Raw genomic sequence first — 25,057 nt, 5'->3', positions numbered from 1 at the left:
CGGAGACGCAGATGTTCAATGTAGTTGAGACCCCTGAATTCTGGCGCACGGTCAAGGTCGCGGTGCCCTCTGATGACGGCCATGTGGAGGCCAGCTTCCGGGCCCGCTTTCGCGTTATCGATGAAGAGACCGCAGGCACCTATGACGTGATGCGCTCGGAGGGGATGAAGGACTTCCTGCGTACCGCGACGCTGGAGCTTGATGACATCGCGGGCGAAGGGGGAAAACCCATCCCCTATTCCCCGCAGCTGCTCGATCAGATGCTGTCGCGCAGCTACGTGCGGCTGGCGATGCTGCGCAGCTACTCCGATGCCGTCAATCAGCTTCGCCCGGGAAACTGACATGGGCCGGGCGTGCATGGGCCACGGGCACGCTCGGCCCAACACAAAACAGATCGAGCGAGTTGGAGGCCGATGCCGCCCTTTGGGGGCTGGAGATCGAGCCCCAGGACACCGCGGCATCGGACGGCATCTGGGCCGAGCATCTGCCCGCCCTGCGCGCCTTCCTCGCCGCCGGCACCCAATGGCGCTTCATCGCGATGGGAGAGGGCCGGATGCGCGCCGTCGGGTTGGATTACACCGGGGTCGAAGTAGCGCTGAACCGGGCCGGAATTGAGACCACGCCGCGCATTTGGCGCGACATGCAGGCCATTGAAATAGCCGCGCGCACCGCGTTGAACGAGGGTTAAAATGAGCTTTCAGATTTCGCTGCTCCTCACTGCTGATGGCGATGTCGCTGCCGCCGAGGTGCGCAAAGTCGGCGCGGCAGTGAAGGAAACCGGCGCGGCGGCCGATCAGCTTGACCGCAAAGGGCGCAAGGCGGCGGGCGGCGTGAAGGCGATCGGCAGCGCCGCCAGTGTTGCGGATGCAAATCTCAATCAGATGTCCGTTGCGCAGCGCAGCGCGGCCCAGACGGCCACGGCCATGGGGGTCAGTCACCGAGGGGCAGCCGCCGCAACCGGCAACCTCGTGGCCCAGTTCAACGACATCGGGATGATGCTGGCCGCCGGTCAGAACCCGCTGCAACTCGCGCTGCAACAGGGTACGCAGGTCACCCAGGTGATCGGTCCCATGGGTGCTGCCGGTGCGGCGAATGCCCTCAAGACCGCATTCGTCAGCATGCTGAGCCCGATCAATATGATCACGATCGGCGGCATCGCGGCCGGGGCGGCGATCCTGCAGTGGCTGACCGGTAGCAAGGAAAAGGCGCTCGAACTGGGGGATGCCATCGATGCGGCTGGCGAGGCGATTGACGCGTTCCAGACCAAGTCTGATGCAGCGCGCCTGTCGTTTTCTGGAATGGTGGGCGAGTTCGGGACCGCCGATCCGGTGCTGCGCGCCGTGTTGGCGGATATGGCTGCCCTGGGCAAGATCGACGCCTATCAGTCCATTGATCAGGTGGCAGACAGCGTGCGCGGCTTGGTGCTGGATCTGAGCTTCTATGATGATCGCTCCAGCCAATCGGCGGCGCAGGACTTCCTCGGGCTGAACAGCATCAAAAGCTCGGCCCGCGCGGCCGGGGCGGAGTTTGCCCAGAACCTCGAGATCCTGAGCGCCAGCGAGGAGCCGGCCAAAAAGCTGCAGGCTGCGCTCGATCTGCGCGATCAGCTGCTGGAAACTGCCGGCGGAATTGATCAGCTCAACGGCTCGCAGAAAGAGTTCTACAACGGTCTGGCTGCCGTGATCCGCGACATGATCCTGATGGGAGTCACAGTCGAGGAAACCAGCAAGTCGGTCAGCATCTTCGGCAAGGAAGAGGCCGAGATCTGGGGTGGTATCGTGGCCTCGGCGCAAAAGTACGTTGGCGTTCGCCTGGACGAATACAGCGCCGCGCAAGAGATGCTCACCAGCCTTCGGGAGCAATCCACCATTCAGGCCACCATTGCCGCGTATGGTGAGGACAGCGTGCAGGCCGCCGAAGCGCGCCTAACCGCTGAACGCCGGGTGCAGTCCGAGGCCGTCGATGCTCTCGACGTCTCAAAGGACATGAAGGACGAGCTCATGGCCGCCTGGGATGCGACCAATGGCATCGCATCTGTCGACATGGCTGGCAATATCAGCCTTGCCGCTGATGAGGCGCATCGCCTGACGGTCAATCTGGCAACCGCGCGTGGCAAGTCGATGCTGAGCAATATCCACAAGAACCCGGATTTCGGCGACCCAAGGGGCGAGTCCACCGGCGCGGGCAAAACCGATTACGTCTATCAGGAGGCCGACCTCCCGCCGGTCACCATGCCGTCCAATCCGAGATCGAAGACAAAAAGCAGCGCTGGCAGCAGCCGTGAGCGCGATGCGGTTGCGGATCTGATCGCCGAGTTGGAGCGCGAAAACGCCATCCTGCAAGAGACCGACCCGGTCCAACTGGCGCTGATCGATCACCGCAAGGTGCTGGCCGAGGCCACCGATGCCGAGCGCCGCCAGATCGAGCAGCTGATCATCGCCAACGAGCAGGAAAAGACCTCGGTGGCGGCAGCGGGGGCGGAGCGGCAATTCTTCACAGACACTTCGTTTGATGCGCTCGAAACGCTGATCTCAAGCGGCGGCAGCATGTCGGACATGTGGGACATGGTCGCATCCTCGATCGCCCGCGCGGCGCTGCAAGCAACGCTGCTGGGGACCGGCCCCCTGGCGAGTCTGTTTGGCACCGGTGAGAGCGGTGGGTTGATCGGTCTCGCTGCCGATGCCATTGGCCTGGCCGAGGGCGGATCAGTGCCGGGCGATCAGGTTGTCGCGGTCTCCTCGGGCGAGTTCCGGGTGCCGCGCGATGTGGCCCGCAAACACATGCCGCTGCTTGATGTGATCAATGCCAATCGCACCGCAGCCGCCGGGCTGATCACCGGCCCCGGCAGCGGCACCTCGGACGATGTGCTGATGCGCGCCCAGTCGGGGGATTATATCGTCAATGCCCGCGCCACCTCGCGCAACAGATCCTTGCTCGAGTCGATGGTCTCGGGCAGCCCGATCCAGGCACTGGCGACGGGAGGTGCGGTGGGGGGTGGCATCGCGGTCCCGCCGCCGATGTCCTATGCCGGGCAGTCTGGGGCCGCATCCCAGAATGTGGACAGCCGCCCGGTGATCCAGATCAATAACAATTCCTCCGCTCAGGTCGGGGCGGATGTTGAAGAAAGCACAGACGCCCAGGGCCGGCGCACCTTCAAACTCACGATGGCCGATATGGTCGGCGATGCCATGCGCACCCCGGGTGGCGGCGCGCGCCGGCAACTCGCCTCGATGGGCGTGCGGCCCAAGGCGGCACGACGATGACGGTCGCGGTATGGCCCAGCTCGCTGCCCCGCCCATTGCGCGACGGCTATAGCGAACAGCGTCTTGAGGCGCGTCTCTCCAAGGGCGGCGAGTCCGGCCCGCCGGGCTGGCGGCGGCGCTGGTCCAGTGTCGCCCGTAAGGTTGCCATGGTGATTGATATCCCCCGCGCGGGGTTGGGTGATTTTGAACGCTTCTGGATCGATGATCTGAGCGAGGGCACGCTGCCGTTCTGGATGCCCGCGCCAACGTCCGATGGCTGGCCACTGCTGAGCCCGGATGGCACGCCGGTCCTGCTGCCGGATGGCCGCCCGCTGCTGGTCTCAAAGCAGTGGCTCTGCCTGATGGGCGACAGCACCCCGGTCACCGCGCCCCAGGGCATCCGGTTCCGGGTCGCGTTCAGCGTGACGGTGATGCCATGAGCCGCGTCGCACTGAACGCCCGCATGGCGCCGAATACCGACAAGGTCGAGGTCGCGCTGCTGATGATCGAGCACGAGGCACTGGCCACGCCCGTGCGGCTCTCAACAGACCCGACCGAGCGGCTCTCAACAGATCCGCTGATGTATGGCACGCGCTCGAGCTGGATGGGGGCCGACCCGCTGAGCGAGCCGTTCCTGTTTGTTCTCGCCTCGGCCGAGATCCCCGGCGACCAGGAGGATGCACCGGCGGCGGCGACACTCGTGTTGGAAAACGTCGACAACGATATCGCCGCCCTTCTGCGCTCGGTCACCAGCCGCGCGACGGTCCATATGGCCGTGGTCTTCTCCGACAGCCCTGATCTGATCGAAGCCGAGTTCCGCGATATGCGCCTGATCGCCGCCGAGGGTGATGCCTCCGAGATTTCGCTGTCGATCAGTCGCGAGCCGATCGAGGATGAAAGCTGTCCGAGCGATCGGATGACGCGAGATCGCTTTCCGGGGCTGTTCCTGTGAGCTGGGCGTCCAGATATGTCGGCACCCCTTACGCTGACCATGGCCGCAGCCGCGCTGGCGTCGACTGCTGGGGGCTGGCCTGCGTGGTCTATGCTCAGGAACTCGGGATCGTCCTGCCCTCCTATGCTGGGGCCTATGCCAGTGCCGAAGAAATCGATGAGGTCGACGCCCTGCTTTATGGCGCAAAGGAGCGCCAGCACTGGCGGCAGGTACCATCTGCGCGCCCGTTCGACCTGTTCGAGTTTCGCACCGGTGGCCGCGCGGCGCATGTCGGGATCGCGCTGGATGCGCGCCGGATGCTGCATGTCCATGCCGGTGGCGCGGCCTTGGTCGAGCCCCTCCAGCCCCGCTGGATCACGCGCCGCATCGGCATTTATCGCCACATCAATATGTATTTGAGGGGCGCTTGAATGGCCGTTCCAGTGCTTCTCACATCCCCGCTTCCGGATCCCGGCGCGGCCCGCCAGACCCTTGAATTGCCCGAGGGACTGAGCATCGCACAAATTGTCGAGATCGCACTGCCGGGTGCGCCGGCCAGCGCGATCCGCGTGCTGCTTGTCACCACCAAGGGCGCGGCTCCGGTGGCGCCGGAGATCTGGCACTGTGTTCGCCCCAAGCCCACGACCCATGTGGTATTGCGGCTAGTTCCGACCGGGGACAATATGGGCCAGGTGCTGACGATCGTGGTAGCAATCGCGGCAATGGCGCTGGGGCAATTCTGGGCCGGTCAGCTGATCGGTAAGATGGGCCTCGCTGCTGGTAGCCTCGGAGCCAAGGCATTGACCGTCGGGCTGGTCACCGGGCTGAGCGTGGTGGGGGGGCTGCTCGCCAGCGCGCTGATCCCGGCGCCGGACGAGCCGGAGTCTGAAACCTCCTATCAGCTGTCAGGTCTGCGCAATACCCTGCGCCAGAACGGCCGCGTGCCGATGGTGCTGGGCGAGATCCGCTATGCCCCGCCGTTCGCCGCCCGTTCCTATACCGAGATCGTCGGCGATGAGCAGTACATCCGCGCCGCATTCCTGTTCGGATATGGTCGCCTGCGGATCGAGGATATCCGCATCGGGGACACCTCGATAGAGGACTATGACGACGTCACGATGGAGGTACGCGAGGGCGTCGATACTGACCTCCCGCTCAGCCTCTATCCGCGGCAGGTGCTGGAGGATGCAGTCAGCACCGAGCTTGTGCGCCCCTATCCGCGTGACGACAACGGTGATCCTATCTACTCAGGCGATCCCGAGGAAACCCCGGTTATCCGGCGCACCGCGCCCGATACAGCCTCGGCCAGCGCCATCATCCAGTTCCCCGGCGGCCTGTTCGCGATCGACAATAAGGGCCGCGATGTGACCCTGACCGTTGAGGTCAGAATTCGCCAGCGCCTGGTTGGGGCTGTGAGCTGGTCAGAGGTGACGACGCTCACTGTCCGCGCCTCGAAGAAAGCTGCCTTCTTCCGCCAGTACACTTGGGAACTTCCGACTCGCGGGCAGTATGAAATCGAGGTCACCCGGATGACGGCCGAAAGCCGCGCCTCTGGCTGGCAAACCACCAGCATCTGGGCGGCGCTGCAGTCCCTGCGCCCCGAATACCCGATTGCTATCGATAAGCCGATGGCGCTGCTGTCGGTCCGCATCCGCGCCACCTATCAGCTCAATGGGCAGCTGGATGATCTGAACGCCATGGTGACGCGTTATGCGCCGACATGGGACGGCGAGGCCTGGACGGATGCCCCGACGTCTAACCCCGCCTCCGCCTATCTCTACGCACTGCAAGGCCCGGCCAATGCCTTCCCGGTTGCCGATGCCTCGGTCGACCTCGATCAGGTCGCCGATTTCTACGCGTTCTGCGCGGCCAAGGGGATGGAATATAACGCGATCCACGAGCAGGATGAAACGCTCGGCACTGCGCTCAGCAAGATCAGCAGCGCCGGCCGGGCCTCACCGCACCATTCTGGTATCCGCTGGGGCGTCGTGATCGACCGACCGACTGATCTGGTGGTGGATCATCTCTCGCCACGCAACAGCCGCGAATTCTCATGGTCCCGCACGTATTTCGACCCGCCCGACGCCTTCCGGGTGGCGTTCCTGGACGAGACCCGCGAGTACGAGGAGGCCGAGCGGATCGTGCCATGGCCAGGCCACACCGGCGCGATCGAGCTGACCGAGGATCTGATCCTCAATGGCAAGACCAGCCCCGACGAGGTCTGGATCGAGGCACGTCGGCGCATGTACGAGCTGATCCATCGCCCCGACACCATTCAGGCGACGCAGGATGGGGCCATTCGCGTGGCATCGCGCGGCGATCAGGTGATGGGCTCCTATGACCAACTCGATCGCACACAGGTGGCAGCACGCGTCAAATCAGTCGGCGGCGATTACATCGTACTGGACGAGGTATTGGTGACCGATGAGGGCGTCGATTATGCCATCCGATTCCGCGCCTTTGATGATGACGAGGATGCGACAGGCCATTCGGTCGTGCGCAGCGTCACCGTGCCTCTCTCGGGCGGCGCGGGGCTGCTGCTGAGCGGGACTGGAGAGGTTCCGGAGGTGGACGCTCTGGTCCACTTCGGGCCGCTGGCGAGCGAGAGCCTTGCGCTGCGCGTCAAGGGGATCGAGCCCGGTCAGGACTTTACCCACATCGTCCATATGGTTGCAGCGGCCCCGATCATTGATGAGCTTACCGATGCCGAGGTGCCCCCGGAATGGGATGGTCGCGTCGGATCTGCGGCGACGATCGAGGAGCTGACGCCGGCAGTGCCGCTGTTCAGCAAGATCTCCAGCGGCACGACCGAGACCGGAGATGCCGATGGTGTGCTAGTGATGCTGGCTCCGGGCACTGGCACCGCCGCGATCCTGAGCGGATATGAGGTCGATCACCGCCTCGCTGGCGACACGCTCTGGACGACAGTGAGCACTGATGCGGCCTCGGCCTCTGTCTCGATCGGGGACTATGTCTCTGGCGATGATATCGAGATGCAGGCCCGCGCGATCGCAGTTGGCGATGTTGTTGGCGCCGATACCGCCATCGTGTCGATCACGGTCGGCAGCAATGATGATCCGATCCCGGCGGCCCTCGATGCGGGCTCGATCACTGTCACCGGTAGCCTCGGTCATGCAGTTGTCACCGTGGCGGTCAGCGCGAGTGATGCACCCGCTGAGATCCAGCTGTACCGCGTCCCGAGCGGCGACACGCTCAACACTGCTTTGCATGCGGCTGGCAACCCGTTCGCGGTCTCCGCCGGGGCGACGGTGCAGCATATCGATGGCGACGGCACCCGCGAAAACATCCTGTTGAATGGGGATTTCGGCGACAGTTCAGCCTGGACAGCAGGGACCGATTGGGCGCTGGTCACGGGCAATGCCCTGCATGCCTCCGGCTCCGCAGGTGACCTGACACAGGCCATCGCATTCGATGCCGGCACCACCTATCGGGTGGGATATGTGCTCGCCTCATATGTCGCGGGCAGCGTCACGCCGATGCTGTTGGGCGGCTCTGATCGCTCTGGCGTCGCCACCTCGGCCGATGGGCTCCACACCGATGCTATCCAGGCGGTGACGGGTAACATCACCCTGGCGTTCCGCGCCGATTCGAGCTTCGATGCCGCGATTTCCGACATCACCCTCTTCGCCCAGACCACCGCCTCGGTCGATGCGGGAGAATACGACTATTACCTCGCGCCGCTGAATGGCGACGCAGTTCCGGGGCCCGTTTCGGGCCCGCTAACAGTACAGATCAGGTAGAATTCTATGGCAGACGCAGGCATCAAATCAGACACCCTCGATATCACCGCCGATATTGATGATGTCATCGGTCACAAGGACACCTCTATGGTGCGATTGCCGATAGCATTGCTGGCGGCACAGGTAGCCGGATCTGCGGATATCGCCAAAAGTTCCGATCTTACACTGGCAGAGGCCCGGATCACGGCACTTGAGACCATACCGTCCAACCTGAAACTCAAGGGCGGATGGGACGCATCTAGCGGGTCATTCCCCGGCGCCGGCGCGGCTCTTACCGGGCACTATTGGGAGGTGGATACCGGAGGCACTGTGGACGGTGTGACGTTTGTCAAGCACGATACGATCACTGCTCTGATCGACAGCGCCAGCGCCTCGACGTATGCCGCAAACTGGTATCGTAAAGAGGGCGGCGTGGTCACGCAGGACGATCTTGACCTCAAGGCCGATTCCGCTGACGCGGCGCTGACCGGGACGCCGACCGCACCAACAGCAGCCGCAGGGACCAACACGACGCAGATCGCTACGACAGAATTTGTCTCGGCTCTGTCAAATTCGATGCTGATTGAACAGACCGCTAAATCTGAAATACTGTTGACATATACCGGGAGCGTGTCGAGTGGCGCAGAATATTGGGATGGATCTGCCGCCGCCGCAGACGTATCTGCGGGCGGGGTAAATATACCGGCTGGACAGACTGGCGACCTGAGTTTGATCCGATACCAATTCCCAATCAGCGAGGACCAGCGCGCGCTGTATGCCGGTAGGACCGTAAAATTCATTGTCCCCATTGCCACGTCGAGCGGTCTAATGGATGCGATACCGGCGTGGACGTATGGCAGCGGTGCCTCGCCGACTACGGGAACTCTGGTTAATCGTCAGATCACCAAGATTACCGACACGCTTGCGATTTTCTCATACGACTATACGTTTATCGGAACCGAGACCCTGCTGAATAGTTACATTCGGGTGAGTAACCCAGCGGCGACATTCGGCGTGGATCACCACTGGCACGGCGGGCCTCTCGGATATTTCATCCCTTTGGATGAAGACGGTTTCGGTGATGTAATTGCAGAATTCTTGGCACTAAATAACGCCCAGCAGTCCGGAATCATCGCTACAGATTCCGCACCAAAAATGACTACGCCTATGGCATACCCAACGACCATTGTGGTGCAGGCGAATGGAGGTGCCGCACTAGTCAATGGCTCCGACTATTTGGAGGGGTTCTCCGTCGGAGATAGTGTCACAGGGTTCCAGTCTTTGGTCACGGCTGTAAACACGCTGAGCCACGGCACCGCGCAGAACCTCGCGGGAAAAACTGTTCGTTTTTTCCTTGAGCTAGAGACGAGTGCGGATGCGCTCATGCAGCGCGGATATGCGGCCTCTGTAACATCGCAAATAACATCTGGGATGGCAGGCAGCCTCGGTGTGTTCACAGACCTGAAACTGACACAGATCACGCCCACGCGGGCGCTCGCATCCGTTGACGTTGTGCTGACTGGACGCGAGGCCAACGTCCGGCTGACAGTGCAGCAAAACACCAACAACGCTGGTACTGGAGCGGCGCACACTATCACGCCTAGATCGTCATTTTACACCGTTATTGGGGCCAATGGATTCTCTGAGGTAATCCAACAGGCGGTCGCAGACACACCTGACTATATCCGCACGGTTGTGATCAATCCTGATGGGTCTGGTGATTATACGACGCTCAAAGGTGCCATCGACGGTCTGGGGGTTCTTGGGCAGGGCGTCGGCGGAATGGGCGTCAATAAATATCGGCGCGTGAAATATGAGGTCCATGAAGGAATTTATTCTGACATTGAGTATTTCCTCCCAGCCTACGCCGATATTGTCGGCGTTGGCCGTATGGAGAATACTTGGTTCAAGGGGTATCAGGCCGCAGACTCTTCAGTATCCGACATTACTGACAATTCCACTTTCTACCTCAATGAAACTACCCGGCTGATAAACATCAAAGTAACCTGCCAGAATATGCGTTATCCGATCCACTCGGACAGCTCTGCCTCTCTCAAACGAGCAATGCAAAACATACAGGGCTGCCATGTCGAGCATCTCGGCAATGGTGAGGCTCGACAGTGGCAGACCGACAATGGTGGAGACCCGCTGCTCATATGGACCGCTGAACAGGGCATTGGGTGCGGCACACACAGCGGTGAGAAAATCTATTCGAGCGGGACGAATTGGGTAGGTGGTGCTGATGTTGACGGCGACGATGGAACTGGATTCGGTTTTCACACCAACAAAGATTTTGCAGAGGGGAATTACGTTGAATTGGACCACTGCCGTCTAACCCACGGGAACGGAGGTAACGCATTCGCGATGTCTGAACTGGGCAGCAAGACGCCGCATGAGGTCGTTTTGCGCGGGTGCCAGATCGACGGGAATGTGCTGGTGAAGAGTGGCGGGTATTTGACAACTTCCCCGCTGGTGGATCACGGGAACGGCACCGGAATGTGTCGTGTTACTGCGTCCGGGTGTTCCCCGTTTGCGTGGACTTCCTCGCAGGACAACAACGTGCTTGAATTGCGCGGCACTGCTGGCGCATCGAGCGCGGTCGCGGTCAGCGGAACGGCTGCGGAAGTGCTATTTGGCGATCAGCCTGATGTAGCCGAGGGCGGAACAAATTATGCGGCTCGGGTCTACTCGGGTCACAAGATCAACAAATTGGCGGCGCACGGGCTGGCCGCCCGGCTGGGCGATCTGTCGGCGGGATCGCTGACGCTGACTGTCACGCTGGACGGCGGGTCGCCTGTCGATCTGACGCTGGACGCTGATTACAGCGGCGATAGCAACGCGACGATCATCGCGGCGCTCAATGGTCTGATGACCGGCGCGGGCGGCGGGGCAACGTTTTACGAGTCCACGCCATACCAAAACGAGGCCCCTGTGATCCAGTTGGACAGGGAGGCCACTGTGAAAAATAGCAGTGCCGACACGGTGATAATCAAAGGTATGGCGGTCGCCTACGACGGCGCGAAATACCTTGGCCGGATTGCGACCAGTGCTGATGCCCGACCACTCATTGCGGGTATTGCGCTGGAGAATATCGCGCCGGGGCGTTTGGGGAGGGTGCTGAGAACGGGATATATTGCTTCTGAGCAGGTGCTATTTTCCACGTCGCCAAGTATCGCATTCGGCGACGATTTCGGAGTGTCTGCCACTGCTGGGCAGATTGTCGAGGGCGCAGGAGTCACGCTACTGCGGGCTATTTCGGGGACCGTGCTGGAAATAGTCTAACACAACCGGCGCGGGGTTTCGGGTGCCAGCCCGGTCCCGCGCCTGTCCGCCCCCTGTTGAAGCGATGTTTAACGGCGTTTCAACAGGTCTCGCATTGAAAGTCTTTGCTGCAACATTCAGTGTCAAACACTGCAAGAATCGGTGGCAAGCTACAATCGCACCGCCCCGCATCAACGCCGGGTTGCGGCGCATCTGGGGTAAGAGCCGCTGCTGCAACCTATCCATAGCGGTGACATTTCCCCTCTACCCAAACCCTAGCGGGTCGCCTATAGTTGTGGATAAGTGCGCCACAGCGCCCACAATCAGAGGCCGATCAGAAAACGAGGGGGACGGCTCATGCGCTGCCCGTTTTGCGGAAACATAGATACGCAGGTCAAGGATTCCCGGCCCGCCGAGGATCACGCGGCGATCCGGCGGCGGCGGTTTTGCCCGGCTTGCGGCGGTCGCTTCACCACCTATGAACGGGTGCAGCTGCGCGATCTGGTGGTGATCAAGACCAACGGCAAACGCGAGGATTTCGATCGCGACAAGCTGGAGCGCTCGATCCGGATCTCGATGCAGAAACGCCCGATTGATCCCGAACGCATCGACCAGATGATTTCCGGCATCGTGCGACGGCTTGAAAGCATGGGCGATACCGACATTCCCTCCAAGAAGATCGGCGAGATCGTGATGGAGGCCTTGGCGCGGATCGACACCGTGGCCTATGTGCGCTTTGCCAGCGTCTACAAGAACTTCCAGGCCGCTGATGATTTCGAAAGCTTCGTGCACGAGCTGCGACCCCACGCAGCACCGGAAGAGTGAGCCAAAGCGATAGGCGCTTCATGGCGCTGGCCCTGTCGCTGGGCCGGCGCGGGCAAGGTCAATGCTGGCCGAACCCGGCCGTGGGCTGCGTCATTGTGCGCGACGGTCGCATTGTGGGGCGCGGAACCACAGGCCCCGGCGGGCGCCCGCATGCGGAACCGATTGCGCTGGCGCAGGCTGGCGATTTGGCGCGTGGGGCGACGGCCTATGTCACGTTGGAGCCCTGTTCGCATCACGGACAGACCCCGCCCTGTGCCGACGCGCTGATCGCCGCCGGGATTTCCCGGGTGGTGGCGCCTTTGCAGGACAGCGACGCAAGGGTGTCGGGGCAGGGGTTTGAACGGCTTCGGTTGCACGAGGTCGAGGTCACCACCGGCGTGTTGGCCGATCAGGCTGCGCGCGATCACGCGGGCTTTTTCCTCAAGACCGAACAGGGCCGACCGCTGGTCACGCTGAAACTGGCCAGCAGTTTCGATGGCCGCATTGCCACCGCGACCGGGCAAAGCAAATGGATCACCGGACCACAGGCGCGCCGCGCGGTGCATGCGCTGCGCGCGCGCCATGATGCGGTCATGGTGGGAGCAGGCACGGCGCGGGCCGATGACCCCTCGCTCACCGTGCGGGATCTGGGGGTGACACGCCAACCGGTGCGGGTGGTGATCTCGCGCCATCTGGACCTGCCACTGATGGGGCAACTGGCGCGCGGCGCTGGCGAGGTGCCGGTCTGGCTTTGCCATGGGGCGGGCGCTGATATTGAACGCATCCGCGCCTGGGATGGGCTGGGCGCAAAGCTTCTGCCCTGCGCGGCCAAGGGGGTGCAGATCGATCCGCATGACGCGCTGCGTCAGCTTGGGGCCGCCGGGCTGACCCGTATTTTCTGCGAAGGCGGCAGCGCGTTGGCGGCGTCGCTGCTGGCCGAGGATCTGGTGGATGAATTGGTCGGCTTTAGCGCCGGGCTCGCGATCGGCGCCGAGGGGTTGCCGGCGATCGGCGCGCTGGGGTTGAGCCGTCTGGACGAGGCGCCGCGGTTCAAGCTGATCGAAACCCGCGCGCTCGGCCCCGACGTGATGACCCGCTGGACCCGGGCGCTGGACCCGGTCTGAGCCTGATCCCGATCTCCCGCAACGCCATCCGATCCGCCCTTCTTCTTGGTCAAAATACTCCGGGGGAGGCCGCAGGCCGGGGGCAGAGCCCCTCTTAATCCCCTAAGCGCAGCCCCACCCAGAACCGTCAACCCGCCCGCCTACCGCCAGAGATGGGCGTAGGTGGCGAACAGCCCTTGCAGTTTTGACAGCGTCCGGTTTGCCAGCGCGGGGCGGGGGACTTCGCCCCGGCTCAGCCGCTCCACGATCACCTCGACCGGGCAGGGCAGGCCGGTGAGCGGATCGCGGTAGCGCGGGTAATCGATGAGGGTGGCGTGGACCAGACCTTCCAGCCCGGGCCGTGCGGTGCGACGCGCGGGCACCACGCCCAGATCGCGGGTCAGGCCCCAGCCAGCATAGAACGGGGCGCCAAAGGTAACCACCCGGACCCCGCGCAAAAGCGCCTCGAACCCGATGAGCGAGGTCATGGTCCAGACCTCGTCAACCTCGGCCAGCAGGGCTGTGGGCTCGGCATGGGCGGCGATCAGATCGGCCAGTCCTTGCGCTTCGACGGCGCCTTGGCGCAGTCCAGCCTCCACATCCGGGTGGGGTTTGTAGATGATCACCGCCTCCGGGTTGGCGTCGCGCGCGGCCAGCAACAGTGCGCGGTTGGTGTTCACCTCGCCCGCGCCGGTGCGGATCGAGGCGTCATCCTCGACCTGACCGGGGACAAGGATGCGGCGACCGGGGGGCAGATCGTACACTTCCCCCCCCAGATTGTACTTGCTGAGCCCGGCACCGGTCAGCGCTGCGATCAGCCGTTCGGCGCGCAGGCTTTGGTCGGTGCGCAGCGTGGCGCGGGTGGCGATCATCTGTTCCAGACGCGAGGGGCGGCGGGGGTCGTAATAGATCCCCAGATCGTCACTCACCAGTGACAGCGGCGGCACCAGATCTGCCCCCAGCCCGCGCGATCGCAGGAAGCCGTCCTCGATCCGCGCGGCGCTGTCGTCCGGGTCGGCGCGGGTGGCCCAGACCATGCGGCGGCGGTCGGTGTCGGCCGCTCTGGCTGGATCGTCGGAAAAGATCATGCGTTTTTCGCGCCCGAACATGGATTGTACGGGGCGGCGTTTCCACAGGCGCATGCCCGAGGCGACCCAGCCGTGACGATCCTCGCGCCAGGCACGGACCTGCGCCTCCAGCGTGTCGAGAACGGTTTCCAATTCGCAAAGCTTGTCGCGATAGGGGTCGTACCATGTGGGATAAAGCATCATCGCCGCCGCGAACAACTGGACGCGGGTCAGGGATCGCTGGCGACGCGGCACCGGGTCTTCGTCCTCGGTCAGGCCCCAGCCGCCATAGAAGGGCTGGCCAAAAACGCGGGGCCTGTGACCGGCGAGGATTGCCTCGAACCCCAGTTGTGACGAGACGGTATAGACGCCCACGGCGCCCTCAAGCAGGGTCCAGGGATTCACCGCATTGCTTAACAGCGTTACCCGGTCGCTGGCGTCCTGTGCGTCGAAATGGCCGGGGCGATAGCCGGCCTGAGTTTCCGGGTGGGTCTTGATCACCACCGGCATGCCGGGGTGTTCAAGTTGGGCAAAGACCAGCATTTCGCGAAACCGGGCCCGGTCGGCACCGCTGGCGGTGACCGAGGCATCGCCCAAGGTCTGGTCCACCACCAGCACATAGGGTGGAGCGGGCAGCGGGGCGTCGGGGTCAAAGCCGCTGTATTTGGTAAGGCCAATCTCGCGTATCCGGGCGATGGCGTCGCGCGCCCGGTTCAGCAGTGCGCTGTCATCAAGCGGGGCGGTGGCAAGGATCTGTTCAAGGTCTGAGGGCGGGCTGGGATCGAAATGCGCCCCGGACCAGTCAAGTGTCAGACCCAGCGGTGGCTCGCCTGCGCGGCCGGGATGCAGCGAGCGCAGAAAGGCGTCTTCGACCCGTAGCACCGGCACGTCGCGTTTGGCCGCCACGGCAAACCCGCGATGGGCGGTCGGGCTGGCACCCCAGACGGCGACACCATCCTCGGGGCCGGGCAGGCCAAGCCGGATCCGGTGGCCGGACAGGGCGAGGATACGGCGCACCCGGCGTTGGGTCAGGAAGCCGCTGTTGTAAACGAAAAGCCGGGGGCAATTGCCCCCGGCTTTCCCCGTGCCCTCGTGGCCGGTCATGATATCAGCCGCCGGCCAGCGACGAGATGCTGGAGACCGGGGTGATCGAGCCCGCGATCAGCGAAATGGTCTTGGTCCATTGCGCATAAGGGGCCTCGGTCACATAGAGCGTGTCGTCGTCGCGGATCGCAAAGTCGCGAGCCACGAACATGCCGTTGGGTTCCGTCAGGTTGAGCACATAGACCATGCGTTGCGCGCCGCTCAGGTCGTCGCGGCCCAGCACCTGACCCGCGATCTCGGCGGGTTCGTTGCGGAAGATAAAGACTCCGGTGGGATCGGAGGAGGTCGAGATCAGCCCGCCGACCTGTGCGATCGCCTCGAGCGCAGAAAGCTCCTGTGTCTGGAACTGCACGCGCGCCTGGGCGCTGGTGGCCCCCAGCGCGGTAAAGGCGCGGGTGTCTTCTTCGACCAAAATCCGATCCCCGCCACGTAGGGCGATGTCGAGGCTGGGATTGTCGTAAAGATCCTGAAACCAGATCTTTCCTTGTTCATTGCCACGGTTGACCACGATTTGCGCCACTTCGGGGTTGACCGTCACGCCGCCGGCCTTGGCCAGCATGGTGGTGAGGGTGCGTGTCGGGCGTTCGATCGGATAGATGCCGGGCCCCCCCACGGCGCCGACCAGGGATACGGTCGAGCCATCGCCGGCGACGCGGCGCACCTGCACCTGCGGATCCGGGGTCTGGTCCTGCAGCCGTTCGGTGATCATGTCGCGGAGCCGGTCAGGGGTATTGCCCGCCGCGCGCAGCCGCCCGGCATAGGGGACAAAGATGAACCCGGCGCTGTCGACCTGCACCTCGTCCAGAATGGTGGCATTGGTGCCGGCGCTGGCCAGCAACCCGTCGTCGACGTTTTCCCAGATGGTCAGGCCAAGGATGTCGCCGGGGCGGATGGTGTCAGAGGTCAGGCGTCCGGCACTTTGGAAGGTGCTGGAAAAGCCCAGTGCGGGCACCACAGCCGTGGCGCGGGTGACGCGATCGTTCACCGACACGACAAAGGCATCGCCCTCTTTCTGGACCGATCCGGCAAAGATTTCACGTTTATTGGGGCCGACGCGCGGCAAGGCGCAAGATGCCAGCAGCGCAAGCGCAGCCAGCAGCGCGACGGGCTTAGCCCACCGGGAAGTCACGGGTTTCACTGCTCGGTCTCCTCGACCTGTTTTATTCTGCCTCAGGTTTTTTCTTTAATGTATCGGAATCCCGCACAAAAATCCAGTCCCACCGCGCAGGGGTGTCAGGTCACGGCGCGCAGGTGTTGCCGTGGTGCCGCTGTGCCCGATTTCAGGGCGTCGTAGGGATCTTCTGGCGACAGCATCATATCGACCACATGGCGCAGCAATTGACGCCGACCGCGGCGGGAATAAAAGCCGCCGGGCACCTGACTGGTTTCCAGCAGGAAGCGGCGGTAATCCTTGTAGGCGCGGTTGTCGGGCCGGGCGGCGCAGGCAAAGAACTCGCTCAACGGCTGGCCCGAGACGAACTCGGGCTTGGCATAGACGGCGCGCCCGAACACCTTGATCGGGATGCCGCGCCACAGCACCTGCTGGCCAGCGGTCGAGTTGACGGTGACCGCGCTGCGGGCATCATTGAGAAGCTGTGCCAGCTTGCCGCCGCGCACGTAATGCACCCGTCCTTCGACGCCGAAGTGTCGGGCCAACCGCCGGGCCTCGGCGCGCACCGGCACACGCCCGTCTTCGAGCGGATGGGCCTTGATCACAAGGTGGTGGTGGCGCGGGGCGCCGGTGGCGAAGCCTTCGATCATCTGCGACAGGAATTCGGTCATGGTTGCAAAGGGGGAATGCATCTGGAACGAGCTGTCATGTTCCAGTTGCAGCAGCACCAGATGATAGGGAAAGCCGCCGTCGCGGATGCGTCGGGTGGCAAGGCGGCGTTCGATGGCGTGAACCGGCATCAGCAGCAGGCGGCGCAGATAGAGCTGGAATTCCTTGGTCACGGTGAGGTTGCGATGGGGGCGGAAATTGCGGTAGCCGCGGTTCCAGAACATCACGAACCAATGATAGAGCGCGCCATAGACCACATGGTGGCGGGTGTCGCCCCAATGGGCGGGGGGCAGCGGGGCCTCCATATCCGAAAGGGCCAGCGCGGTTTTCATCTCGGGGATGGTCATGTCCATAAGGCGCGAATTGCCGTTGGAGCCGCCGCGTTCATAGGTGGCCCAATAGGGGCGCATATAGCCCTCTTCGAAGACATGCACGGTGATGCCGCGGGCTTGGGCGGCGCGCACCGCTTCGGCATGGACCGGGCGGGTGTCGCCGTACAGTACAATATCGGTGATCTGGTGCGTTTCCAGCAGGTGATCGATTTGCTCGGGCCACTCCGACGGCGTGCCGCGATAGGGGATATAGCTGGCCCCGTGGCGCCAAAAGGCGCGGTCGCCGGCATTGAAGCCGACGCGCCAGACGGTGGCGCCAGTCGTGCGCAGCATCTGGGCGAGTCCATTGAAGAAGGGGCCGTGCGGTCCCTGCAGGAACAGGAAAATACGCTGGGTCTGGTCCTGTCGGGTCATGTGGTCTTCCACTCGCTACGATACCTGCGAGGTCGCATATACCTGTTTTTTCTGGCGAAACTATGACCGAGCGGGAGGGGCCGCGCAAGCGGCGGCTTGCGGGCGCTCGCACGACTTGTCAGGGTGCTTGTCAGGTGGGCTTTTCGGGGGGGCTTGCCGGGCGCGGGCGGGGCAGCTACCTAACGGGCGGATCGGATGCAGGAGGCGCGCCATGTTCACAGGGATCATCACCGATATCGGCACAGTGACCGAGTTGGAGCAGCGCGGCGATTTGCGGGCGCGGATCCGCACCGGCTATGACACCGCGACGATCGACATCGGGGCCTCGATCGCCAGCGACGGCGTTTGCCTGACCGTGATTGATCTGGGGGCGGATTGGTACGATGTGGAGATCAGCGCCGAGACGCTGTCCAAGACCAGTCTGGGTGGCTGGCGCAGCGGCCACAGGGTGAATCTGGAACGGGCGCTGAAGGTGGGCGACGAGTTGGGCGGGCATATCGTCTCGGGCCATGTGGACGGGGTGGCCGAGGTGATCGCCATGACCGACGAGGGCGACAGCACCCGCATCACCTTTCGCGCGCCGCATGCGCTGGCCCGGTTCATCGCGCCCAAGGGATCTGTCGCGCTGAACGGCACCTCGCTGACGGTGAACGAGGTCGAGGGGGATACCTTTGGCATCAACGTCATTCCCCATACCCAGACCGCGACAACCTGGGGCGCGGTCAAAGTCGGGGATCAGGTGAACCTCGAGGTGGACACGCTGGCGCGCTATGTGGCGCGGTTGAACGAGGTCAGCTAGGGCGTCGATGTCTTGGCAGAGGACGGGCCGTCGATGGGGCCGGTTGGGAGGCCTGCGCAAAAGTCCGTCTAACGCGCCGCTGCAGGGCGGGTCTGCGCCCCATGACAGGCGGGCGGGGCTGGCATTCAGGGGCGCTGTGGTCTATCTGCGCAGGGAATAGTGCAAGAAAAGGCCGCTGCCCCATGAGCTTTGAAACCCCTGGTCCGGTCGAGACCGGTCTGCGCGACGCGATCAGCCCGATCGAAGACATCATCGATGCGGCGCGTCAGGGCCGGATGTTCATTCTGGTCGATCACGAGGATCGCGAGAACGAAGGTGATCTGGTGATCGCCGCCGAGTTCGCGGATGCCGCGGCGATCAACTTCATGGCCACCCACGGGCGCGGGTTGATCTGTCTGCCGATGACCGCCGAGCGGGTCGACCGCTTGGGTCTGCCGATGATGGCGATGAACAATTCCTCGCGCCACGAGACCCCTTTCACCGTTTCGATCGAAGCACGCGAAGGCGTCACCACCGGGATTTCCGCCGGCGACCGGGCGCTGACCGTCGCCACCGCGATCAACGAGCAGAACACGATGGCAAGCCTGGCAACGCCGGGCCATGTGTTTCCGTTGCGCGCCAAGCGCGGCGGCGTTCTGGTGCGGGCGGGCCATACCGAAGCTGCCGTTGATATCGCCCGCTTGGCCGGGCTCAACCCGGCTGGCGTGATCTGCGAGATCATGAAGGAAGACGGCACCATGGCGCGGCTGCCGGATCTGGTGCGTTTTGCCCGCGACCACGGGTTGTTGATCGGCACCATTTCGGACCTGATCACCTATCGGGCACGACATGACAATCTGGTGTTCGAGACCGCGCGCCAGACCGTGACCTCGGAATATGGCGGGGACTGGGAGATGCGTATTTTCACCGACCAGACCCACGGGATCGAGCATGTGGTGATGATCAAGGGCGATATCTCGACGCCCGAACCGGTGCTGACGCGCACCCATGCGCTGCACGAGGCGTCGGATGTTCTGGGGCTGGGGCCAAGATCGGCGCGGGAACTGCCGCGCGCGATGGATATGATTGCCGAGGCGGGGCGCGGGGTGGTCTGCCTGTTCCGGCAGCCGCGCAATGCGCTTTACTCGACCGAGGAGGAAGGCCCGCGCACCATCAAGCAAACCGGGCTGGGGGCGCAGATCCTGTCCAACCTCGGGCTGCGCGATCTGATCCTGTTGACCGATAATCCGCGCACCCGCTATGTCGGGCTGGACGCGTTCGGGCTGACCATTGCGGGCACACGCCCGATTTTGACAGAGGGCTGAGAAATGGCCGGACATGAAACCCACTATACCCTGACGCGGCCTGTCTTTGACAAGCCGGTCAAGCTGCTGATCGTGGTGGCGCCGTATTACAAGGATATCGCCGACAACCTGATCGCCGGTGCCAAGGCCGAGATCGAAGCGGCCGGTGGCAGCTGGGATGTTGCCGAGGTGCCCGGCGCGCTGGAGGTGCCCACCGCCATCGCCATGGCCGACCGCTATTCCAATTTCGACGGTTTCGTGGCGTTGGGCTGCGTGATCCGGGGCGAGACGACCCATTATGACACCGTGTGCAATGATTCGAGCCGGGCGCTGCAACTGATGGGATTGCAGGGGCTGTGCATCGGCAACGGCATCCTGACGGTCGAGACCCGCAAACAGGCCGAGGTCCGCGCCGACCCGGCGGATCAGAATAAGGGCGGCGGCGCGGCCGCTGCGGCCTTGCATCTGATCGCGCTCAGCCGTAAGTGGGGCGGCCAGAAAGAGGACGTGGGCTTCAAGCGCCCGTCCGATACCTTCCTCCTAGCCGGGGACAACGACGGATCCACCACCGCATGAGCACCACGGGCGCGCCCCTTTCGGGCAATCAGAAACGCAAGATGAAATCAGCCGCGCGGCTTTATGCTGTGCAGGCGCTGTTCCAGATGGAGCATTCCGGCCAGACCACCGAGCAGGTGGTGACCGAGTTTCTTGATCACCGCTTTGGCGCGGCGGTGGAGGAGGACGGCAGTGAGTTGATCGAGGGCGATGTCGCGCTGTTTCGCAAGCTGATCGGCGATGCTGTCAATTATCAGGCCAAGATCGACCAGATGACCGATCGGGCGCTGGTGGCGAAATGGCCGATCGCGCGAATCGATCCGACCTTGCGCGGGCTATTCCGCGCCGCCGGGGCCGAACTGACCCAGTCCAGCACGCCGCCCAAGGTGGTGATCAGTGAATTCGTGGATATCGCGCGGGCGTTTTTCCCCGACGGGCGCGAGCCGAAATTCGTCAACGCCGTTTTGGATCACATGGCGCACGAGGGCCGGCCCGAGGCGTTCTGAACCGCGCCGGGCGGGGTCGTTCCCGCTCTCTCCTTTCGGCGGGAAGCCGCCCTGCGACGAGATGCGCAGCCAATCGGCATGGACGGCGGCCGCAAGCGTGCTACCATTGCGGTATTGGAGATTGAGACATGCCCAAACTGATCAAGCTTTACATCCGCAATGTCATTATCGGGTTCGCCATTGCGGCGGCCTTTGTGGCGATGCTGCTGTGGTTCAACGTGATGAACATGTGGCATCTGGTCAGCACCTCTGACGTCGGCATACTGGCGGTGCTGGTGCTGTGGTTGGCCCATGGCGTCGTGTTTGCCGGGGTGCAGTTCGCTTGGGCGGTAATGTCCATGGCCGAGCGCGACGAGAGCGGCCCGCGTGGCAATACGCCGGTTCGGATCAAGGAACTTCACCCGGTTCCGGTTGAAGCCAAAAGCGCTCCGCGCGCCCGTCACTTGCCGCGCCGCAACTGAGCCGGCCGCCTGAACCGACAACAGCCTGAACCACCGGTGTGACACTGCGTGCAACCGTCCGGATCCCTTCCGGGTCGGTTGCTTTGTTGTGCTGTATGAGGGGCTCAAAGGGCTGAGGGGCGCGGCTTTTCGATCTTGGTCGTGCGGGGGGGCGTCGCGCAGGACACAGTCGGTCAAGCTTGGTCGTGCAGGGGGATATGTGACGGGACCACCAAGCAACCGTGTGGTTATGATTCCCGAGGACCTGTATGTACAGGTGGGCGCCAGGTAATCAGGCCAGGACCAGAACAGAGCCAGCTCCCTCGGAATTGCTTAAGGCCACCGGAATGCAACCGTTCACGAGAAGGGCAGTACCCGTCACCCCTTACAGATAGGAGGTCTGTGAGGCTGGGGCAAGGGGCGATCACCGCAAAGCGGAGCGTCGGCGGCAAGCCGCGGTTTGAGTATTTTTAACAAGAAGAAGCAGGGGCGCGGCGCCGGGATCCGCGGGCGGGTGGGCTTTCGCAGGCTTGATTTTTGTTCATGGATTGTTCACATTCCTCAGATGCAGGTAAGTTTGCAACCCGGTCAGCTTCTGGCCCGCGGCGTGGCGCGTCATCTCGCGCGGTGCGGCTTTGTGTCGGTGGAGGAATTCGTTCCCAGCCGCGGGCTGCGGGTGGACGTGATGGGGCTGGGCCCGAAGGGCGAGCTTTGGGGGATCGAGTGCAAGTCCAGCCGCGCCGATTTTCAGTCCGACAGCAAATGGCAGGGCTATCTGGAGTGGTGCGACCGTTATTTCTGGGCGGTGGACATGGCGTTCCCGACCGAACTGTTGCCCGAGGGCAGCGGGCTGATCCTTGCCGATGCCTATGACGCCGAGATTGTCCGTATGGGCCCGGAGGACAGGCTGGCCCCGGCGCGGCGCAAGGCCATGATCCAGAAATTCGCCACCCATGCGGCGCGGCGATTGCAGGCGTTTCGAGATCCGGGAGTGGCCGGGGTGGTGGGCGTCAGTCTGTGATGGCGCGCGCAGCCTGAGCGGCGGCCCGAATCTCTTCCGCGATTTCTTCGGCTTCTTCGGGTTCGAAATCCATCGGAACCTCGACCCCTTGGGATTCGATGAAAATGCGCACCATGCCCTTGTCCGTGGGCCCGATCTGCATGTTGGCTTCGATGTCGCGTTCGGTATTGATGCTCATGGTGGCCTCCGATGACTAGGCACCCCTGCTAGCGCGCGGCGGTTTGGGAATCAAGCAGGGTCGCGCGCGCGAGGGCGGTGGCGGGCCGGTTGAACAAACATCGCAAAATGATTGGTAAAGCGCTTGCATTCACCGGAGCGGTTGGCTAAATCGCCACCCAGTGCCGCCTTAGCTCAGTTGGTTAGAGCGCTGGATTGTGGATCCAGAGGTCCCCCGTTCAAGCCGGGGAGGCGGTACCATTAAACTCCGAAAATTGATGATGTGAGAGCGGCGCTTTTCTGGGCCGCTCCTTGTGGGCCGCTTTAGTCGATTTCGACGCTTTGGCGCAGGTTGCCGGAGGTTGCGTCGAAGATCAGGATGCGCTGATCGTCGGTGACAATGGCGTACCAGCCGGGGCCCATGGTCACCGCCTGCGCCTTGGCGCCGTCTGGCAGGGTGATCTGGTCGGGCAGGGGCGGCGTGCGGCCCGACAGCCGCGTGACAAGCAGGCCGACGACCACTACAACGCCGACGATCATCACCACGGTGAGCGTGGTGACGAGAAGGCGCAACAGACGCAGGGGGCCCGGTTCGGGCACGGCGTCGTCGGATTGGGGCAGGGGATCAGTCATGGCCAGCCGTATTGTCGGTTTCGAGATAGCGGCCGATCCGCCGCCCCGCCTTGATAAGGCGCTTGCGCGGGATGTGCCAGACGAAGCGGTGCTGTCGCGCACCCGGTTGGCCCGGCTGATCGTGGCGGGGGCGGTGCAGGTGGATGGCACCGTCGTGTCCGACGCCAAGGCCCGGGTCGGCGAGGGCGCGCAGATCGAGATCGTGGTCGAGGAGGCGGAAGAGAGCCATATCGGCCCCGAGGACATCGCGCTGAACGTGGTGTTTGAAGATGACGAGTTGATCGTGGTGAACAAGCCGGCGGGCATGGTGGTGCATCCGGCACCGGGAACGCCCTCGGGGACGCTGGTCAATGCGCTGCTGCACCATTGCGGCGAGGATCTGTCCGGCGTGGGCGGGGTCAAACGGCCCGGCATCGTGCATCGGATCGACAAGGAGACCAGCGGACTCTTGGTGGTGGCCAAGACCGACGCGGCGCATCAGGGCTTGGCGGCGCAGTTCGAGGCGCACACGGTGGAGCGACTGTATCAGGCGATCTGCTATGGCGTGCCAGAGGCCAGCGATCCGCGTCTGAGGGGTATCAAGGGCGTGAGTTTCGAGCCCGGCAACATCATGAAGATCACCACCCAACTGGCCCGCCACAAGACCGACCGGCAGCGACAGGCGGTGCTGTTTCAGGGCGGGCGCCATGCGGTGACGCGGGTGCGGGTGGAAGAGCGATTCGGCACACCGCCGGTGGCGGCGCTGGTGGCCTGCTGGCTGGAAACCGGGCGCACGCACCAGATCCGGGTGCATATGACCCATGCCGGCCATGGTCTGATCGGGGATCCGGTCTATGGCGGGCGACGCAAGCTGCCGGCAAAGGCCCTGCCCGAGGCGACGCTGGAGATGGTGCGCAGCTTCCCCCGTCAGGCGCTGCATGCGGCGGTTCTGGGGTTTGAGCATCCGGTGACGGGCGAGGCGCTGCGATTCGAGGCCCCGCTGGCGCAGGATATGATCAACCTGTTGACGGCGTTGCGCGGGGGCGTCGCAGACCCCGCGCCATGAGCCAGATGCAGAAGCCGGATTCGGCGAGCAGTGGCAGCGCATAGGCAGGCTGCATCGCGGCGTTCAGCCCCGGTGCGACCAGCGCCGTGAGGCTGCCGGCAAGATAGATCGCGCCGGAAGCGGCGAGCGCCAGCGGGATCAGCCGGCCGGCCAGTCCGGCCCCGCGCAGCATCGCGGCCATCACGGCGCAGTTCACCCCGAAGAAGACAAGGCCGAGATCATAGCCCAGAGCGTGCAGGGTGAGGGCGCGGTCCAATTGTGCGGGGGCGAGGGCGTCGGCCAACGTCAGGGGCAGCAGCGCCGCGCCGATCAACGCCGCTTGTACCAGCCGCAGGGCAAAGGCCAGCGGCGCCAGCACCGGCGCGCTAGCGGCGAACAGGCGCAGGAAAACCGCTGCGATCCCCACATCGGCCAGCAGCATGGTCAGGTCTGCGACGATGCTGAGCCGCCACAGAACCGGCGCCGCCGTGATGGCCTTTTGGCTGAGCTCGGGGAGGCCGGGGGTAATCAGCGCGCCGCGCGCGATGCCTTCGCTCCAGACGCCGCAGCTGATGATGACGAGATAAAGCAACCCGGCGGCGGTGAAGAGCACTCTGGTCGATTCCGGCAAGAGGGCCGGTGTCGGGGCGGTCAAAACATTGTGAAGCTGGGGCATTTCGGCGGACCTTGGGTTCGAGCGTGGCTACTGTATCCCACGGAGCAGAGCATCAAAATCCCACGGAGCAGAGCATCAAATTCGGAAAATTTGCAGGCGTTTCATGCGAAATTGCATGAAGATTACATGCGGCACGGGGCCGATTTGCCCAAGCTGAGACGTCAAGTCTGTGCTAAAAATGCGATC

The 25,057-nt window shown here is 63.7% G+C and carries 23 protein-coding genes and 1 tRNA gene; 18 read left to right on the top strand and 6 right to left on the bottom strand.

All coding sequences use genetic code 11. The features are described from left to right. Window positions 1–11: 11 nt before the first annotated feature. The 10 genes from E1B25_RS01555 to ribD all read left to right on the top strand — a co-directional run bounded on the left by E1B25_RS01555 (window position 12) and on the right by ribD (window position 13,102). Complete coding sequence (locus E1B25_RS01555; RefSeq protein ID WP_132826915.1) at window positions 12–341, top strand: hypothetical protein; 330 nt, start codon at window positions 12–14, stop codon at window positions 339–341. Window positions 342–403: 62 nt separating this feature from the next. Next, window positions 404–688, top strand: coding sequence for a DUF1799 domain-containing protein (locus E1B25_RS01550; RefSeq protein ID WP_245510577.1), 285 nt, complete (start codon window positions 404–406; stop codon window positions 686–688). Window position 689: 1 nt separating this feature from the next. Next, complete coding sequence (locus E1B25_RS01545) at window positions 690–3,263, top strand: phage tail length tape measure family protein (RefSeq protein ID WP_132826914.1); 2,574 nt, start codon at window positions 690–692, stop codon at window positions 3,261–3,263. Further along, entirely contained in the window at window positions 3,260–3,682 is a 423-nt protein-coding gene (locus E1B25_RS01540; RefSeq protein ID WP_132826913.1) for a hypothetical protein, read from the top strand. Before E1B25_RS01545 ends, E1B25_RS01540 begins: the two co-directional genes overlap by 4 nt. Next, window positions 3,679–4,194 (top strand): hypothetical protein, encoded by a 516-nt coding sequence (locus E1B25_RS01535; protein ID WP_132826912.1) that lies wholly within the window; start codon window positions 3,679–3,681, stop codon window positions 4,192–4,194. Before E1B25_RS01540 ends, E1B25_RS01535 begins: the two co-directional genes overlap by 4 nt. Next, a complete protein-coding gene (locus E1B25_RS01530; RefSeq protein WP_165937523.1) occupies window positions 4,191–4,604 on the top strand; it encodes a C40 family peptidase in 414 nt (137 codons plus the stop codon). The genes E1B25_RS01535 and E1B25_RS01530 overlap by 4 nt, the downstream gene beginning before the upstream one ends. After that, window positions 4,605–7,934, top strand: a complete 3,330-nt coding sequence (gene gpJ, locus E1B25_RS01525; RefSeq protein WP_132826910.1) for a TipJ family phage tail tip protein — start codon at window positions 4,605–4,607, stop codon at window positions 7,932–7,934. It abuts the gene before it with no gap. A 6-nt stretch (window positions 7,935–7,940) separates the two neighbouring features. Continuing rightward, on the top strand, window positions 7,941–11,195 hold the full coding sequence (locus E1B25_RS22475) for a hypothetical protein (RefSeq protein WP_132826909.1): 3,255 nt from the start codon (window positions 7,941–7,943) through the stop codon (window positions 11,193–11,195). A 336-nt stretch (window positions 11,196–11,531) separates the two neighbouring features. Continuing rightward, window positions 11,532–11,999 (top strand): transcriptional regulator NrdR, encoded by a 468-nt coding sequence (gene nrdR / locus E1B25_RS01515; protein ID WP_132826908.1) that lies wholly within the window; start codon window positions 11,532–11,534, stop codon window positions 11,997–11,999. Further along, window positions 11,996–13,102, top strand: a complete 1,107-nt coding sequence (gene ribD / locus E1B25_RS01510) for a bifunctional diaminohydroxyphosphoribosylaminopyrimidine deaminase/5-amino-6-(5-phosphoribosylamino)uracil reductase RibD (RefSeq protein WP_280960238.1) — start codon at window positions 11,996–11,998, stop codon at window positions 13,100–13,102. The genes nrdR and ribD overlap by 4 nt, the downstream gene beginning before the upstream one ends. Window positions 13,103–13,242: 140 nt before the next feature. Here the strand turns inward: ribD and E1B25_RS01505 are convergent, their stop codons facing one another. From E1B25_RS01505 to E1B25_RS01495, 3 genes are all read right to left on the bottom strand, one after another. Continuing rightward, window positions 13,243–15,252: a capsular polysaccharide biosynthesis protein gene (locus E1B25_RS01505; protein ID WP_132826907.1), complete on the bottom strand. Its 2,010-nt coding sequence runs from the start codon at window positions 15,250–15,252 to the stop codon at window positions 13,243–13,245. A gap of 4 nt (window positions 15,253–15,256) precedes the next feature. Further along, window positions 15,257–16,390: a polysaccharide biosynthesis/export family protein gene (locus E1B25_RS01500; RefSeq protein WP_132826906.1), complete on the bottom strand. Its 1,134-nt coding sequence runs from the start codon at window positions 16,388–16,390 to the stop codon at window positions 15,257–15,259. Window positions 16,391–16,485: 95 nt separating this feature from the next. Further along, window positions 16,486–17,778, bottom strand: a complete 1,293-nt coding sequence (locus E1B25_RS01495) for a capsule biosynthesis protein (protein ID WP_132826905.1) — start codon at window positions 17,776–17,778, stop codon at window positions 16,486–16,488. 211 nt (window positions 17,779–17,989) lie between these two features. Here E1B25_RS01495 and E1B25_RS01490 point away from each other — a divergent pair, with 211 nt between their 5' ends. From E1B25_RS01490 to E1B25_RS01465, 6 genes are all read left to right on the top strand, one after another. Further along, window positions 17,990–18,577, top strand: coding sequence for a riboflavin synthase (locus E1B25_RS01490; protein WP_132826904.1), 588 nt, complete (start codon window positions 17,990–17,992; stop codon window positions 18,575–18,577). A 182-nt stretch (window positions 18,578–18,759) separates the two neighbouring features. Then, the gene (ribB, locus tag E1B25_RS01485) at window positions 18,760–19,881 is read left to right on the top strand and encodes a 3,4-dihydroxy-2-butanone-4-phosphate synthase (protein WP_132826903.1); all 1,122 of its coding nucleotides are present in this window, start codon (window positions 18,760–18,762) and stop codon (window positions 19,879–19,881) included. Window positions 19,882–19,884: 3 nt separating this feature from the next. Continuing rightward, window positions 19,885–20,436, top strand: coding sequence for a 6,7-dimethyl-8-ribityllumazine synthase (locus E1B25_RS01480; protein WP_132826902.1), 552 nt, complete (start codon window positions 19,885–19,887; stop codon window positions 20,434–20,436). Continuing rightward, the gene (gene nusB, locus E1B25_RS01475; protein ID WP_132826901.1) at window positions 20,433–20,921 is read left to right on the top strand and encodes a transcription antitermination factor NusB; all 489 of its coding nucleotides are present in this window, start codon (window positions 20,433–20,435) and stop codon (window positions 20,919–20,921) included. The genes E1B25_RS01480 and nusB overlap by 4 nt, the downstream gene beginning before the upstream one ends. A gap of 128 nt (window positions 20,922–21,049) precedes the next feature. Further along, window positions 21,050–21,382, top strand: a complete 333-nt coding sequence (locus E1B25_RS01470; RefSeq protein WP_132826900.1) for a hypothetical protein — start codon at window positions 21,050–21,052, stop codon at window positions 21,380–21,382. A gap of 544 nt (window positions 21,383–21,926) precedes the next feature. Beyond that, window positions 21,927–22,382: an MmcB family DNA repair protein gene (locus E1B25_RS01465; protein WP_132826899.1), complete on the top strand. Its 456-nt coding sequence runs from the start codon at window positions 21,927–21,929 to the stop codon at window positions 22,380–22,382. Here E1B25_RS01465 and E1B25_RS01460 read toward each other — a convergent pair. Next, window positions 22,372–22,560 (bottom strand): DUF6324 family protein, encoded by a 189-nt coding sequence (locus E1B25_RS01460; RefSeq protein ID WP_132826898.1) that lies wholly within the window; start codon window positions 22,558–22,560, stop codon window positions 22,372–22,374. The two genes, E1B25_RS01465 and E1B25_RS01460, sit on opposite strands and share 11 nt — an antisense overlap. A 162-nt stretch (window positions 22,561–22,722) precedes the next feature. On the opposite strand from E1B25_RS01460, the gene E1B25_RS01455 reads away from it, so the two are divergent. Next, a tRNA-His gene (locus tag E1B25_RS01455) sits at window positions 22,723–22,799 on the top strand. Between the two features lie 63 nt (window positions 22,800–22,862). Here the strand turns inward: E1B25_RS01455 and E1B25_RS01450 are convergent. After that, window positions 22,863–23,171 carry a DUF6476 family protein gene (locus tag E1B25_RS01450; RefSeq protein ID WP_132826897.1) on the bottom strand — a complete coding sequence of 103 codons (309 nt, stop codon included), beginning with the start codon at window positions 23,169–23,171 and terminating at the stop codon, window positions 22,863–22,865. On the opposite strand from E1B25_RS01450, the gene E1B25_RS01445 reads away from it, so the two are divergent. Beyond that, window positions 23,170–24,216: an RluA family pseudouridine synthase gene (locus E1B25_RS01445; RefSeq protein ID WP_132826896.1), complete on the top strand. Its 1,047-nt coding sequence runs from the start codon at window positions 23,170–23,172 to the stop codon at window positions 24,214–24,216. The genes E1B25_RS01450 and E1B25_RS01445 overlap by 2 nt on opposite strands. On the opposite strand, the gene E1B25_RS01440 is transcribed toward E1B25_RS01445, so the two are convergent. After that, the gene (locus tag E1B25_RS01440; RefSeq protein WP_132826895.1) at window positions 24,167–24,871 is read right to left on the bottom strand and encodes a DUF4386 domain-containing protein; all 705 of its coding nucleotides are present in this window, start codon (window positions 24,869–24,871) and stop codon (window positions 24,167–24,169) included. The two genes, E1B25_RS01445 and E1B25_RS01440, sit on opposite strands and share 50 nt — an antisense overlap. Window positions 24,872–25,057: the final 186 nt, after the last annotated feature.

Source organism: Antarcticimicrobium sediminis, from assembly GCF_004348975.1.
Classification (GTDB): domain Bacteria; phylum Pseudomonadota; class Alphaproteobacteria; order Rhodobacterales; family Rhodobacteraceae; genus Antarcticimicrobium; species Antarcticimicrobium sediminis.
The sequence above is the reverse complement of the archived record's forward strand: the minus strand, read 5'-3'. Positions and strand labels throughout refer to the sequence as shown.